We start from the raw sequence: 14479 nt of genomic DNA, 5'->3' as shown, positions 1-14479 counted from the left end.
CTTGGCGAGTCACCCGCCGACGATCTACCTGCGGGAAGAGCCGCTGCGGGATGCGGTGAACGGCTGGATCGGGGAGCTGTTCGATCCGAAGAACGTGGATCGGACCGTGAAGCGGCTGGTGGAGGCGCAGCCTGCGGCCAAGTCTGGGAGTGACGGCGCAGTTCGGCGGCGGTTAGAGGAGGCCGAGGCCAAGATCCGGAGGTTCCAGGACGCTATCGCGGCCGGGATCGACCCCGCAGCGGTCATGGAGAGCATCAACCAGGCGCAGGCGGACAGAGCGGTGGCGCAGGCCGAGCTGGCGAACGCGGGAGAACCTGCCGGGCTGAGTGAGGCCGAGGTCTACGCGATGATCGACTCGCTCGGGGACATCGGCGCTGCGCTGGCCGACTCTGAGCCGGGGAAGCTAGCCCAGCTCTACCGGGACCTTGCTCTTGACCTGTGGTTCGACCACGAAAAAGAGGCCGTCGATCTGACGGCCTCTCCACGGGTGAATAATGTGTGTGTCCGAGGGGGACTTGAACCCCCACGTCCGTTAAGGACACTAGCACCTCAAGCTAGCGCGTCTGCCATTCCGCCACTCGGACTTGCTGATGAAGAGAGTATACGACGGCTGGACCCGTCTTTTCAGGGGGGTAGGCAACCGTCGGCAAAGGCAGCATGAGATGATCATATGTTCGGATCATCCACCTTGCTTCCCAAGAGTTCCCAGGTCAACCGGCTTTCGTGGCCGTTTGGGCCTGGTCGAACCCGGAGCCTCGACGGCGAGGATGCAGTTGCCGGTTGCCGATGAGCTTCCCGCGACGGGGCATCTGCCGGTGCCTGGTCGAGGACCGCGTCGAGGCTTTCTCCTGGCGAGTGTGACCGAGGGCCCATGGCTGCGCGGCGGAACAGGCCAACTGCCCAGCCTCGGACCGGCGCGACAACCGAGCCCGAGCGAAGTCGTCAACCGGGATGACTTCCGGATGAGCGGGCTGCACGGTCCGGCGCGGCCCGCCGGACCCTCGCGACATTCCCCGCCGCCACAGCCGTGCCGTCGGCCGCGGCAACGACCAGGCCGCCGAAGGTCTGCAGGTTCGTCATCGTGAAGCCCAGCCGAGTGCGATCCCGGACCACGCCATCCAGTCGAACTGCTGCCGCACCCGCCCGAGCCGCAGCACGTCCGGATCCTTCTGGTACGCCCGAACCTCCGCGGCCTCAGCCGCATCCTGCGCAAGCTTCTGCGCCCTAGTCAGATCGCCGGCCACCCCGTTTCGAGGTGTCGACCGCCGTCACGGTGAGCGCCCGGGTCGGTACGGACGCAGCGAACAGTGCAGACACCCCAACACCCATGTCCCGCCTTGTGAGCTATCACCACCCACTGGGCCGCCACGATAAGCGCCACGTTGAACACAACCCGCCCGGCCAACGACACCAGCCGTACCCCAGACCGCGTCTTCTCCCCCGGCCGCCTTCCTCCGGCACGCCACACACAAAAAGCACCAGCGGCACGCCGACTCCCGGCCATGACCTGCATCGATGGGACAGTCAGCCCGTTCATCCCGCAGCCCCGGTCCGCTCACCGCGGCGCAGCCAGTGCGGGTGCAACACCCGCCGGTAGTCGTCCGCCCTCCCGCCCCAGACGCCAACCGTCGCAGTCCCGGCAGTTCGCAACCCCAGCTCCAGGCACATGTCTCGGACCTGACGTTCCGCATCCGACAACGCGGGCAACGGATCACCGTCCGGTGGCCGCATACAGAGTCCGTCCCTGGTCACGACGTCGCAGAGCGCATCCGACGGAGCGGATCGAGCCGAGCAAGGCAAGTTCGTCCATCACGGCGCACCTCCCGAAGGACGCGCGTCAGCTCGCTGGATGGGGTCCGCAGCCCTTCCTGGCGACGGGCCACCCGCAGCCTCCGACTCCGGATGGCCCGACTGACCGCGCCCCGCGAGACGCCGAGCAGCCAAGCCGCTTCATCCGGCGTGTGAAAAGTGACATTCGAGTTCATAAGAAAAGGCCAATCTGATGATTTCAAGACTATGTTGTTGATTTCAGCTGCCCGAAGGGCATAGATATCCGACGCGCCGCGGCACACCCGCTACGCGGCGCGAGAAAAGCGCAATGACGCGCTAATCTCGGCGCTGAGGCGGAGCGCGGAGGAATAGGTGTCGGAGGATTGGGCTGCGGTCGCGAAGGCGATCGACATGCGGGTGCACGAACTCGGCTGGCGGCAGCGCGAGCTGGCGGAGCGGTCGCACGTGTCGCAGGCGATCGTGCGCGAGCTGCAGCACCACACGGTCGAGCGCCGACGGAGCGCGCGCACGCTCGAAGCACTCTCGACCACGCTCGGCTGGCACCCGCAACATCTGCAGGCGGTGCTGCAGAACCGCACGCCTCCGCACCCCGACGAGCCGGCCGACGACGGCGGCGAACTCTCGACTCGCCTCGACGCGCTGGAGCAGCGCTTGGACGAGATCTTCGACCGGCTGGACGACGTCCAGACCAGCCTGGCGACCGTCGTCGACCACGTGCAGAAGAAGCGCTGACGGCTTGCGCGTCGGGCTGATGAACCAGGTGATTTCCATACCCCGAATTCAAGGCCGAAACGGCGACCGTTCCCATGCACCGGCAGTGCATGAGCAGTGCACGACTAATGCAGCTTCGAATTCGGAATGCGCGAGCCGATGAATCCGGCCGACGAATGGACTGGCCGCACCGCATCAGCGCTGCAAGCCGCCCTCCGAATGAGCAATGAAGGTTTCGCCGCACGCCTCGGCATTGGCGTCCGCACGGTCGCGTCCTGGCACCAGAAGCCGGACCTGCGCCCGCGGTCGGAGATGCAACAGGTGCTCGACCGCGCCTACGAGCAAGTCGGTGACGCCGAGCGCGCCCGCTTCGCCGAACTGACCGGCACTGCTCCGGCGGAGACCCCCGGAGGTCCCCGCCTAGACGACGACCCGAACATCGCGTCCGCGCTCGAATGGATCGACCAGCACGCACACTGGTCTCCCGGAACCGCCCGCCGCGCAGTCGCCGCCAAAGCTGCGCAACTGGACACTCAAGCCCTGCGCGACCGCAGCACGCGCCGGAGCTGGGTCACCCAGCGCGACACCGCCGACGCGCTTGCTGCCTACTACGGCAGCCGAGCCGGCGAACACGGCCTGTACACCGCGCGAGTCGGCACCGAACTCGTGAACACCAGCGTCCTGACCTGCGCGAACTGGCTGGATCTCGACTGCGAGCTACGCCCCGCATCAGACCGATTCAAGGTCGCCACCGCGCAGCCCGAGGCAGACCTGGCCCTCGACGAGCGCGCCGCCACCGCGGCAGTTCACCGGCTCGCCGAGTCGCTGGCCATGAACACCCGCCTCGTGAACAGCCCTCTTTACCGCGCGCTCGCCCTCGACATCGCGAAACACCAGCTCGCCGGTTCGTTTGGCACCACGCACTTCGTCCACTACGCCCTGACGCTGGATCTGCTGGAGGGCGAACTGGTCGACGCCATCATCGCCGGCGGCCCGCTCAAGCTCCCGTTGCGAGACCGCTACCTCCCCAACCTGGCGTCCGTCCTCGACGTCGGAACCCGGCTCTGCGCCGGCGGCGCACTCGCCCTCACCGCCATCGCCCGCCCCGCCGACCCGTTCCGCGGAGAAGCCGACTACATCCTGCTAGTCCAAGAACGCTCAGGCAACGTCCTGAACGCGGCCCGCCGCCTGGCCGTCATCCCGAAGGGCTTCCACCAGCCCCCTCACCGACGTCCGGCGCGACGCACAGATCGGCGCGACGCTCCGGCGCGAGATGGAAGAGGAACTGTTCGGCCGTCCCGACATCGACAACACCGTCACCGATTCACTGACCGCGGACCCGATGCACCCGACGCTCATGTCCGAGCCGATGCGCTGGCTCGTGCAAAAACCCGGCCGCCTCCGCATGGAGACGACCGGGTTCGGGCTGAACTTGGTGAGCGGCAACTTCGAGTTCGCCAGCCTCCTCGTCATCGAAGACGAAGAGTTCTGGAATCAGTACGGCGGAGTCGTCGCGGCGAACTGGGAATCCTCGACGCTGCGCCAGTATTCGACCACGGACATCGAGCTTCTGACCGAGCTGCTGACTGATGTAGCGTGGAGCAACGAAGGTTTGTTCGCCATGACGCAAGGACTTCGACGCCTCGCGGAAATCGGCGGAGACCGGGTGCGCCTGCCAACGATCGAGTGGGAGATCAGCGAGTGACCGAGGGCTGGACCAGCGGCAACGCCAACGAAGACGCCGCAGGCAACCGCGGCTGGCTGGTCGGCCACTTCCTCGACCCTTCGCTCGGAGTTCGAGCCACGAACGACGTGGAAGTCAAGTGGGCCAACCACCCCACAGGAGACAAGCGTCCCGAGTGGACGGCCGATGACCAGCGCACCACGCTCGTTATGCTCATCTCCGGTGAGTTCCGCATCGATGTCACCGGCGGCACGAAAACCATGGCGCGCCAAGGCGATTACGTCATGTGGGGTCCAGGAATCGACCACTCCTGGGAAGCGCTCGCCGACTCCGTCGTGCTGACCGTCCGGTGGCCGTCAGCAACGTAGGTCAATCGGCGGCAGCGACACCCGCGCACCGCCGATCTCCGACAATCGGCGCAGGCCGAGCAGGAAGGCGAACAGGCCCTCGTTCGTCCACTTCTCATCGGTGATCAGCTCGCCGACCAGTTCGCGGTCGAGCGACGAGTACTGCCTCAGGCCAGAGACTTCCCAGTTCGCCTCGACCACTCCGCCGAACCGCGGCCAGAACTCTTCGTCCTCGATCACGACGAGCGCCGCGAACTCGTAGTTCCCGCTGACCAGGTTGAACCCGAACCCGGTGCACTCCGTCCGCATCCGACCCGGCTCCGCCGTCAACCACCGCATCGGTTCCGAGAGCCGCGTCGGGTGCATCGGATCGGCCGCGCGCTGCACCTCCGTCGTGGTGTCGACGTCGTCCCGGCCGAACAGCTCTTCCTCCAGCTCACGCCTGAGCGTTGCACTGATCCGCGCGTCTCCGCGCTGGTCCGCGAGCGGACCGTGGAACCCCTTCGGAATGCCGGCGAGCCGCCCCGAGCCGTTGACCACATGGCCGGACCGTTCCTGGACGAGCAAGAGGTAGTCAGCCTCACGGCGCACGGAATCCGCCGGTCGGGCGATAGCCGTCAGGGCTAGGACGCCACCAGCACAAAGACGACTGCGCATGTCGAGAACGCCAGCGAGGTCCCGGCAGCAGCTCACTCCGCAACCGGGTCTCACCAGTCGCTAACTCCCGTTCCAGCAGGTCCGGACCCAACGCGTACTCGACAAACGACGTAGTGCCGACTGTGCCACCGACATGATCGGCGCAAACGTCGAGTGTCGGCCCATCTGCTCCGCCGCCGGGAGCCCGCGCGCCGACAGCAGTACGGCGACTACTGGCCCCGGATCGACGGCTACGCGACTTCCAGGTCCAGCGGCTCCACCGTTTGCGTGGCCCACCGGAAGCACCCAGTCCCGCCAAAAGCTCCGATTCACGGCACGAACCGCTCGTAACACGAACCAGCAGCGCGCCGACTACGAACCAACACCAGCACCAACTGAAGGAAATCGTGGACACTCCGGCAGCAGCACCATCACAAGGCTGGCACCTGGACAGCCACGGCCTGCGATCGTGGAACGGCAGCGCGTGGAAGGCGCATACGCTGATGCTTCACACGCCCGCTGTAGAAAGCGCTGCCCCGGCTGCATTGCTGCGGCTGCCGGAAGGCGTACCGCCGCGGCCGATCGCCACCACAGCACCGGCCACGGTCACCGCCAGAGCGCTGCGAGCCACGAGCTTCGGGAACAGCTGGATCGAAGCAATAAGCACTAAGCCGGACGACCGATCGCCGGCAACGATCATCGCCCAACGTGGACGCATCGGCTCCAATCTCTACGTGTCGATGACGCGATCGTCCACGCCCGCCAGCACCGGGATTCGGGGCGGCATCGGCGACTGTCGTCACGGACTGGACGGTAGGAAGTCGTGAGCACACTGCCCGAAGTACCGAACGAGCCACTGCCGGAGTACGAGCACGACTTCGCCGAGCGTGCTCGACGCGCCATAGCCGCCGCACACCGGCTAACCGACCAGGAACTGGCCGACACCGACGTCCCCGTCCTTGTCCAGTCCATCATGGACCGGCACGTAGCCTCGCCCGTCGTGCCTCGTTTCGACCTCAAGTGGAACGACGCTCACGAGCCGTTTGCCCTCAATGCCCTGAGCAGCACTGCCGCTCACCCTCTTCGCATCGAGTTGCACGTCCCCTGCGACGGTGCCGCAGGCGCGCTGTTCGCCTCGCCGGACCGCGCCGTGCATACCGGCGGCAATTCGCGATCGCTCGGGACGCCGAGAGGCGGAGCAAGCGAACCGCAACGCTGGAGAGCTACGGTCGGCTTTACTCTCGACGAGACCGCAATGACGTCGGTCGAGTTGATGCAGGAGGGGTTGCGTCAAGCTTGGGAGTCCTACGAATCGGCACTGGTGAAGAACGTCAAGGCCGCCAACGACATGATCGACAAGCACCGCGCCGAGGTTGGAACGACCATCACCGCCATCGTGGCGACACGGCGAGCACGCCTCGTGGCACTGCGCTCGGCGTCGGCCAATCTGGCAGTCCCCTTGGTGTCGATATCCGGCCCCTTGGTGACCGTGCCCGTCGTGCCGCGAATGCTGACACTGAGCCAAGTCGAACAAGCTCACGCCGCTGGTACACCGGATTACACGCTCGCTGACGACATCGCCGACAGCATCGTCGCCATGATCGACTCGTTCGGCCTCGCGCTGGAACGGCTTCCGACCACAGCGGGAAAACTGCTCGGCGAGAACGAGGAAAGCATCAGGGACCTGCTCTTGTTCCTCCTCAACTCCAACTACGACGGGCTGGCGGCCGGAGAAACCTTCAACGGCGCAGGCAAGACCGACATCTTGCTGAGATGGAACAACAAGAACGCCTTCATCGCCGAATGCAAGATCTGGCACGGCGAGCGCAAGTTCGCCGAAGCGATCGACCAACTCCTCGGCTACACAGTGTGGCGCGACACGCGAGTCGCGCTGGTGCTCTTCATCCGCGATCGGATCGACGTTTCAGGGATCGTCGACAAGGCAGTCGCAGTCCTTCGACAGCACGCCCAATACCTCTCAGAACCCTCTGGCCGCAGCTCGGAGACCGCGCGGGAGTTCACGCTGTCGGCATCGACAGACATCCACCGCGCCATCCGCCTGACGCTGATCCCCGTCGCTCTGCCACGTTCATGACTTCCGGTTCGTCCGGCCTTCCGACGCTGTAGCAGCCGCGAAATGCACGATGGACTCAGTCTCGGGCATCGCCTTCAAGACGGAGAACGGGTTCCCAGCGGTGGTCTCCGTCTGGAACGGCCACGTCCGCGAAAGAACGACAGCGGCATCGAATGCGTCCGGCGCTCCATACCGGCCGTCCTCCGATCGGCCGGTCGTGGCCTCGACGCCCCAGGAGATAGGTCCAAAGATCCTGGCGCGCACGATTTTAGTCTCCTTCAAGAAGCTGTCCGAATTGTTGGCTACTGAACCGGTGCTGCTAGGGATCTCCGCAGGATCGACACGACGAGCACGAGCCAATCGGGTGCTTTACCCTACGCCAGCAGGCTCGTCCTCGAAGCAGACGATCCGATCACATGCACAACTGACGTCGGAGTGTCGTGAGCGCTGCCTCCACTATCGTTGGCGAGGCGGCCTGGAGACCATTCCCTTTGGGTGCCAGGCCGTCTCCAAGTGCGCTGTCGACCCCCTGAGCCCTTGCCCCACACGAACCGCAGTCGGCGGTGTGCCAGGCCTCGGGCGATAGCGCGTCGGTTGCTCGAACTGCACCGAAGGCTGCGCGGTGTTGTCGCTTCTACGACCCGCCGTCTGGGCTCAGCGGAATCTCAGACGGCAGCCGGGGCGCGCTCGCCTTGGGTGCACGTTCACGACGTCGACAAGATCATCGCCCCGCGTCAGGAGGCACCGGAGTTCGCGAAGGGGTGGTCTACTTCCCGGCCACACCCGTGAGGTTTCAGCCGCAGTCTGGCGCTGCCGAGCCGCAGCTCGTTGTACCCATCGTGATTTTCCCTGGTGCATCGAGGGTTACCGATCACGGGATCGGTCAACGCGTGGATGAGGTCGTCTTCGTACGGGTACCCGACCCATTCGAGCGTCCATCGGTCGTTCGCACCCCACAGCCGACGTTCGTTGCCGCCGCTGTGCTCAAGCCAGGGACGGTGCGGCAGGGGGTCGAACCACCAAGTGCCGATCGCCCATCGCTCATTGGGGTCGCGTGCGCAGAGCCGCGTGAACACAGCAGAAATCAACTCGGACATGTCCGCCGACCGCGGTGCAAGACTCGCGATCTCATCCACCTCCTCCTCGCGCAGAGCTACGGCGGTGGTAGCCCAACCCCGGGTTCCCCAGCTGTGCTCGTGTGGCGTTGGCGAGCACTCAGGCGGTTCCTCGCCACTGGTGACGGTCAGGCGAGCACCGGTAGGCAGATGCACGAGCCGAAAAACTCCTCCCGAAGGCCGGCAGGCGAGGCGCAGACCGGGAAGTCTGCCGCCGCGTGCGCGCAGGAGCCAGCCCGCCACATTGTCCGCGGCGGGTGCGAAGATCACCAACTCGTCATGGCGGGGCGAAACAGTGATCTCGTAGGCGCTGATGGTGTGAACACCGCTGTCCTTCGGGGGCGCGCCCAATACGCCGGCGTTGAACATGTACAGCGCCAGCAATTCCCGTAGGACACGCTGTTCCTTGCTGCACTCATCCAACCCGAGACCGAGCGCTCCGACGCCACGGTCGGCCACGATGACAGCCTCGCCGGTGAACGCCGCTCGGCACTGCGCAGCTATCGCCGCAGGATCGGCGACGATGCCGCCTTCTTGGCCTCTGCACGGGTTGAGAATCACTCGCTGACCGATGCCGAGCTTCTGGGGCACCACCGAAATGCCTGGCATCTCGCAGAGTGGATTCACAAGCTGTGCAGCGATGTCCGTGCGCCACGGCTCACCGCGCCAGCGAATGCGGAGGGAATCGCCGGCGACACTGGAGTCGCACCAATCTGCGTCCGCCCACAGCATGTATCGGCGGAGCACGGCACTCATCACGGCGTCGGGCTGTCCCAGCTTCTTCGCGCGCGCCGCGTCCTCGGCGGGGTGGAGCTGGCGAGGGTACGCGTGCCAGAACCGCAGGTCGGGTTTCTGTTTCGCCTTCAGGAATTCGGCTGCGTATCGCCACCGCGCGGGGGTCACTCCGTAGAGCCGAGCGGTCGCTTGTGGTTTGGTGCCGAGCAGCCGGAGTTCCAGGAAGTTGCGTTCGGCGCGAGCGCGTAGGCCTGGTATCCCGAAGAACTCGCCGTCGAAGAGTCCAGGTAGTGCGCAGGCCAAGAATCCGTTGAGAGCCTCATCATCCACCCACAGGCCGATGAGGTGGGGAAACGGGTTGATCTTGGTGATGATCGTTGTGCGCCCAGCCGCAGTTCCCCGTTCAGAGTGGACCCAGTCGACGGCTTCGCCCGCCGCGAGCAGCAAACCAGCCTCCAGCGCCTGCTGCCAGCTGCTCTCCGGCACCGGGAACGAAGCTCCGTTCTTGTCGGCGCGTCGGCTCTCCCTGCGGCTTCGACCCGTACATTTGTCCCACAGATCGCGGCTGTAGTCGGTCGATGACATCTAGTCCTCCGACGACGGCGCCGCCCGGTCAACACAGTCGCGTGAGCAGTCATCAACAGCAAACACGAGCTCAGATTCAGCAACCGCGGGTGTCACACAATGAGGTGACTGGGTAGGCACGCACTCCCAACCGGGCTAGGGAGGAGCCTCAACGACGGCCGCGACCGCCAACGCGATCTTAACAAACGTCCGCGGGAGCCAAAGGGCGGGTGCCGCGAAGCGGCGGGCCCTGAGGTCGACCGAGCTATCGTCATCTCAGGAGGCTGATCGCAAGCATGCGACGCGTCGGCGACGTGGCATCCCTTGGGACCTCAGCTCCGCGGACTAGGATTGGCGTGTGCGGGATGAATTCACCAAGAACACCAAGGATGTCCTGACTGCACGGGTAGGGCATCGATGCAGTAATCCCACCTGCGGTGCGGTGACTTCCGATCCGGCGCAGCTGCCCGGTAAAGCAGCAAATCTCGGGGTGGCAGCCCACATCACTGCCGCCGCCTCCGGCGGGCCGCGTCACGACGCCAGAAGCGTGCGACAGAAACACAAACATGATCGCGACCTTGCGCACCGCCGAGGCGCATTTGGCCGAAGTCCGCCTTGTCTTGGAGCAGCACGTGAACAGGTAGCTCAGCCGCGCATTGACCGGATCACCTTGAATACGCAGTCCGCCACCATCTTGTGACCGCAGCCACGCCGAGTCTGGCAAGTCGGACTGAACGTCCTGAGGCAAATCGGTCCCGCAGACGATCGATCTGCCCGACGCCGCGGATGCCGCCCAGGCTCTGCACCAGGTCCTGATCCCGCTGGCGCACATTGACAATCTGCTCGTCGCGGAGTCGTTTACCGTGCATCCGTCCTGGGTGAACATCCAGCACAGCAAGGGAAAATAATCAGTAACAGGCGACCGCACACCGATCCCGCGCGGTGCCTGTACGACGGTCAATGTCGCGCCATCCGGTCGAACACGACAAGGTCCCATCCTGTCGCGATCATGAGTTCGCCGCTCGGCCCCACCTCTACGGCACCGACAGCGCGGACGTCAAAGGTGGCAATGGCGTCGCCGGTGGTCAACTCCCAGACCCGCACTGTGTTGTCGTAGGCGCTGCCGCCGCAACCTGTGATGGCGATGGGTCGACCGTCGACGACGCCGCAGGCCACCGCCGCCACGATATCGGTATGGCCGTTCAGCGTGGCGAGTTCCTCGCCCGTCGCAAGGTCCCACACCCGCGCAGTGCAGTCCGCGCTGCTCGTGACGGCCACAGGTCGGCCGTCCACGGTGCAACATGCTACCGCCGTCACGATATCGGTATGGTTGACGAAGACGGCGATCTCTTCGCCGGTGGCGACGTCCCAGACTTGCACGGTGAAGTCAGCGCTGCCCGTGACGGCCACAGGTCGGCCGTCCACGGTGCCACAGGCCACCGCTATCACGATGTCGGTATGTCCGACAAGGACAGTAAGTTCTTCGCCGGTGACGAGGTCCCAGACCCGTGCGTCGTGGTCGTACCTCCCGGCAGTGATGGCAATGGGCCGACCGTCGACGACGCCGCAGGCCACCGCCGCCACGATATCGGTATGGCCGTTCAGCGTGGCGAGTTCCTCGCCCGTGGCAAGGTCCCAGACTCGCGCAATGCGGTCGTCGCCACCTGTGACGCCCACAGGTCGGCCGTCCAAGGTGCCACGTGCCACCGTTATCACGGCGTCGGTGTGCCCGGTGAAAATGGCGAGGTCTTCACCCGTGTTGAGGTCCCAGACTCGCGCGGTGCTGTCCTGGCCACTGGTGACGGCGATGGGCCGACCGTCCAACGTCCCACAGGCCACCGCATCAATTGTCGCGGTATGGCTCGCAACGGTAGTGAACTCGCGGCTGGTGTCGAGATCCCAGACTCGCGCGGTGTTGTCGCTGCTGCCGGTGACGACCACGGCTCGGCCGTCCACGGTGCCACACGCCACCGCCATCACGGCGTCGGTATGCCCGGTGAAAATGGCGAGGTCTTCGCCGGTCGCGAGATCCCAGACCCGTGCAGTGTTGTCGCTGCTGCCTGTGACGACCACGGCTCGGCCGTCCACGGTGCCACACGCCACCGCCATCACGGCGTCGGTATGCCCGGTGAAAATGGCGAGGTCTTCGCCGGTCGCGAGATCCCAGACCCGTACGGTGTAGTCGTAACTGCCTGTGACGGCGACAGGCCGACCCTCCACAGTGCCACAGGCCACCGCCTCAATTGTCGCAGTGTGGCTCGCGAAAGTGGTGATTTCCTCGCCGGTTGCGAGATCCCAGACCCGCGCGGTGTTGTCGCTGCTGCCTGTGACGGCGACAGGTCGGCCGTCCACGGTGCCGCAGGCCACCGCTACCACGGTGTCGGTGTGTCCGGTGAGAATGATCGCGGCTTCTTCGCCGGTGGCGAGGTCCCAGACTCGCGCGGTGTTGCCCTGGCCCCCTGTGACGGCGACAGGCCGACCCTCCACAGTGCCACAGGCCACCGCCATCACGGCGTCGGTGTGTCCGGTGAGAATGATCGCGGCTTCTTCGCCGGTGGCGAGGTCCCCGGCCGCCACGATCTCGTCGTAGCCGCCTGTGACTGCGACCGGCCGACCGTTGAGGGTGGTGCAGGCCATGGCTGTCATTGCTATGGTGCCGCAACTGAAGCTGATGAGTTGCTCGCCATTGGCAAGGTCCCAGACCTGCACGGTCCCGTCGGATCCGCTTGTGACGGCCGCTGGTCGGCCGTTGAGGATGGTGCAGGCAACCGCCGTCACGATGTCGGTATGGCCGGTCAAGGTCGCGCGCAGGGTGTGATCGGCTTGTCGACCGGTCGCCCAGCGTGGTAGCCAGTCCAGCGATGCAGACAGGTCTAGTTGGAGCTGCGGGGCACGGAAACGGGCAGCGTCTGCGGCGAGCAGTTGGCGTCGTCGTACTGGTGGCAGGTAGCGGTGGATGTCTGCGGAGCATCGGTAGACTGCTGCGGCGAGCACACCGGTATCGGTGGAGGTCTCGTGCAGGGCGAGCAGGAGTGCGTCGGGTTCGGCGTACACGAGGAAGTCGGCTTCGGTGGCCAGTATGTCGATCTGGCCTGCAAGGCTGGCGTGGGTGGCGAGATGGCGCAATGTGTAAGGGTGAGCGCGGGCCCAGTCACGGCCGCTGTCAAGGGTGCGCGGTACGCGGGCGATGAGGATCTCGGTGATGGCGGCGTGCATGGCAGTGGCATCGGTACCGACGCGAAGGTGCTCAGCGAGTGCCTGGTGGTACAGGCGGTAGGTCGAGTGACCGTCCTCAGTGGCTTCAATGACGTAGGAGCCAGCATGTTCCCGTAGCCAGAGCAAATCGTCGTCGGTGCAGGTAACTGCTGCGGCACGCGAGACAACGGCTGCCCAGATATCTTCCCACGGCAACCCCTGGCCTTCAGCAAACGCCAGAGGGCGAAGCAAGTCACGGACCTTGGCCGCACTGTCGCCAAGGCGGGTCTCCAGGTCGAGTCGCATTGCTTCGTCGGGCAATGTGGGCAGTGCTCGTCGCCACGCGGGATCGGCCGGGTCCGCGGCTTGGTGTTGAGATGCAAGGGTGGCACTGGTGATCCGTGCGACCAGGAAAGACGGTGAGGCAGCTGTCGCGATGGCTTCCGCGACGGCGCGGATCAGTTGGGGCGGCTGGTGCAGGTAGGGGCTGTCGATGGTGGCTTCGAGGAGCCCGCGGGCAGCGTATGCGGTCAGGGCGTCGAGGTCGGCGTAGCGCTCGGCATCCAGGTCGACCGTGTCCTCACGCTCTAGACCGAAACGGTCGAGCAGGAAGTCGCGGGTGCCGACGAGCAGTCGCAGTCGTCCTGCTGCGTGGTCTATCAGGGGGCGGAGCAGGTGCCGGATGAGATGATCGGGGTCGGTGGCCTCATCGAGAGCGTCGATGAGCACGGTCAGCGGCGTGGTCCTGTCGGCGAGGTTCTCGAGTAGTTCGCCGGGCGTAGCGACGTGGGACTGCACCGTGGCGGCGATGCCGGCGAGTACTTGGTCGGTGGTCAAGCCTTGGGCGTAGATCGCCACGTCCACCACACCGGGAGCGGGTACCGCAGCTACGGGGAGCGCGAGGGTGTGCAGCGGGACAGTCGGGCGACGCTGAGGGTGGGTGACGGTGGCGATCAGACCGAGCACAGCTGTCTTGCCGGAGCCTGGGTTGCCGGTGACCACCTGCAGCGGTCGGGCCGGATCGGGATGGTGAAGCCAGGTGGTGAGGTCCAGCATCGTGGTGTGCCGACCAGCGAACCACCATCCTCGGGCGTCGTGCCCGCCCATCGCGCGGACTAGCAATCGGGTGCGCAGCTCGATGTCGCGACGCACGGCCTGGGCCTCAAACTCGCTGGCCCGCTGGATGGCTAGGTCCACCTCGGTCATTCGACGGTCGTAGCGAGGGTTGGGCAGAAACGGAGGAACCTCGCCGGTTAGCCCTGTGACGCTGTGCCCGATTGTCTGATAGGCAGGCTTGTCCGCGCTGACGTTCATTGCTTTCACGATCGAGTCCAGCGGCAAGGCCACCGGGTTGTAGCCAGCTGCCGGCAGCGCAGCGACCGCGTTCCGCAGTAGCCGCGGGAAGGCTCCCGATCCGGCTTGCTCGTAAGGCTGTGAGGAGGTTATGACAGCCAGTCCAGAGCCGTAGGCGTCACCCCAGCTGCGGATCATCGCCGTGATCGCGGCCGCGGTGAGTTCGTTGCCGCCCTGGCCCGAGTAGCAGGTGTCCAGCATCAGCAGCACCCGCCGGATTCGCGTCCTCAGCAACATATTGCGGGCGAGGACGGCAGTCGGCAATGCGGCCGCA

Annotated in this window: 10 protein-coding genes and 1 tRNA gene; 5 read left to right on the top strand and 6 right to left on the bottom strand. The window is 65.7% G+C overall.

Translation table 11 applies throughout. The features are described 5' to 3' along the window. Positions 1 to 502: 502 nt before the first annotated feature. A tRNA-Leu gene (locus RPX00_RS35570) sits at positions 503 to 586 on the bottom strand. A gap of 490 nt (positions 587 to 1076) precedes the next feature. Next, positions 1077 to 1244 carry a hypothetical protein gene (locus RPX00_RS35565; RefSeq protein WP_406631978.1) on the bottom strand — a complete coding sequence of 56 codons (168 nt, stop codon included), beginning with the start codon at positions 1242 to 1244 and terminating at the stop codon, positions 1077 to 1079. Between the two features lie 898 nt (positions 1245 to 2142). Here RPX00_RS35565 and RPX00_RS35560 point away from each other — a divergent pair. After that, positions 2143 to 2523, top strand: a complete 381-nt coding sequence (locus RPX00_RS35560) for a helix-turn-helix transcriptional regulator (RefSeq protein WP_116199109.1) — start codon at positions 2143 to 2145, stop codon at positions 2521 to 2523. A 708-nt stretch (positions 2524 to 3231) separates the two neighbouring features. On the opposite strand, the gene RPX00_RS35555 is transcribed toward RPX00_RS35560, so the two are convergent. Continuing rightward, positions 3232 to 3435, bottom strand: a complete 204-nt coding sequence (locus RPX00_RS35555) for a hypothetical protein (protein ID WP_406631977.1) — start codon at positions 3433 to 3435, stop codon at positions 3232 to 3234. A gap of 340 nt (positions 3436 to 3775) precedes the next feature. Between RPX00_RS35555 and RPX00_RS35550 the strand changes: the two genes are divergently transcribed. Further along, positions 3776 to 4207, top strand: coding sequence for a hypothetical protein (locus tag RPX00_RS35550; protein ID WP_406631976.1), 432 nt, complete (start codon positions 3776 to 3778; stop codon positions 4205 to 4207). Continuing rightward, positions 4204 to 4554 carry a signal peptidase I gene (locus tag RPX00_RS35545; RefSeq protein ID WP_406631975.1) on the top strand — a complete coding sequence of 117 codons (351 nt, stop codon included), beginning with the start codon at positions 4204 to 4206 and terminating at the stop codon, positions 4552 to 4554. The genes RPX00_RS35550 and RPX00_RS35545 overlap by 4 nt, the downstream gene beginning before the upstream one ends. On the opposite strand, the gene RPX00_RS35540 is transcribed toward RPX00_RS35545, so the two are convergent. Beyond that, a complete protein-coding gene (locus RPX00_RS35540) occupies positions 4543 to 5124 on the bottom strand; it encodes a hypothetical protein (protein WP_406631974.1) in 582 nt (193 codons plus the stop codon). The two genes, RPX00_RS35545 and RPX00_RS35540, sit on opposite strands and share 12 nt — an antisense overlap. 452 nt (positions 5125 to 5576) lie before the next feature. On the opposite strand from RPX00_RS35540, the gene RPX00_RS35535 reads away from it, so the two are divergent. Then, positions 5577 to 5996 carry a hypothetical protein gene (locus RPX00_RS35535; protein ID WP_406631973.1) on the top strand — a complete coding sequence of 140 codons (420 nt, stop codon included), beginning with the start codon at positions 5577 to 5579 and terminating at the stop codon, positions 5994 to 5996. Then, positions 5993 to 7264, top strand: a complete 1272-nt coding sequence (locus RPX00_RS35530) for a hypothetical protein (protein WP_406631972.1) — start codon at positions 5993 to 5995, stop codon at positions 7262 to 7264. Before RPX00_RS35535 ends, RPX00_RS35530 begins: the two co-directional genes overlap by 4 nt. A 713-nt stretch (positions 7265 to 7977) precedes the next feature. Here the strand turns inward: RPX00_RS35530 and RPX00_RS35525 are convergent. Further along, positions 7978 to 9678, bottom strand: a complete 1701-nt coding sequence (locus RPX00_RS35525) for a hypothetical protein (RefSeq protein WP_406631971.1) — start codon at positions 9676 to 9678, stop codon at positions 7978 to 7980. A 936-nt stretch (positions 9679 to 10614) separates the two neighbouring features. Next, positions 10615 to 14406: a hypothetical protein gene (locus RPX00_RS35520; protein ID WP_406643204.1), complete on the bottom strand. Its 3792-nt coding sequence runs from the start codon at positions 14404 to 14406 to the stop codon at positions 10615 to 10617. Positions 14407 to 14479: the final 73 nt, after the last annotated feature.

The organism is Amycolatopsis sp. WGS_07, assembly GCF_045278895.1.
Lineage (GTDB): Bacteria > Actinomycetota > Actinomycetes > Mycobacteriales > Pseudonocardiaceae > Amycolatopsis.
The sequence above is the reverse complement of the archived record's forward strand: the minus strand, read 5'-3'. Positions and strand labels throughout refer to the sequence as shown.

Bases quoted from the DNA above. Each gene is read 5' to 3' on its own strand.
- RPX00_RS35550 (WP_406631976.1), top strand. From the start codon at position 3,776: ATGGAAGAGGAACTGTTCGGCCGTCCCGACATCGACAACACCGTCACC.
- RPX00_RS35520 (WP_406643204.1), bottom strand. From the start codon at position 14,406: ATGCTGGACACCTGCTACTCGGGCCAGGGCGGCAACGAACTCACCGCG.
- RPX00_RS35525 (WP_406631971.1), bottom strand. From the start codon at position 9,678: ATGTCATCGACCGACTACAGCCGCGATCTGTGGGACAAATGTACGGGT.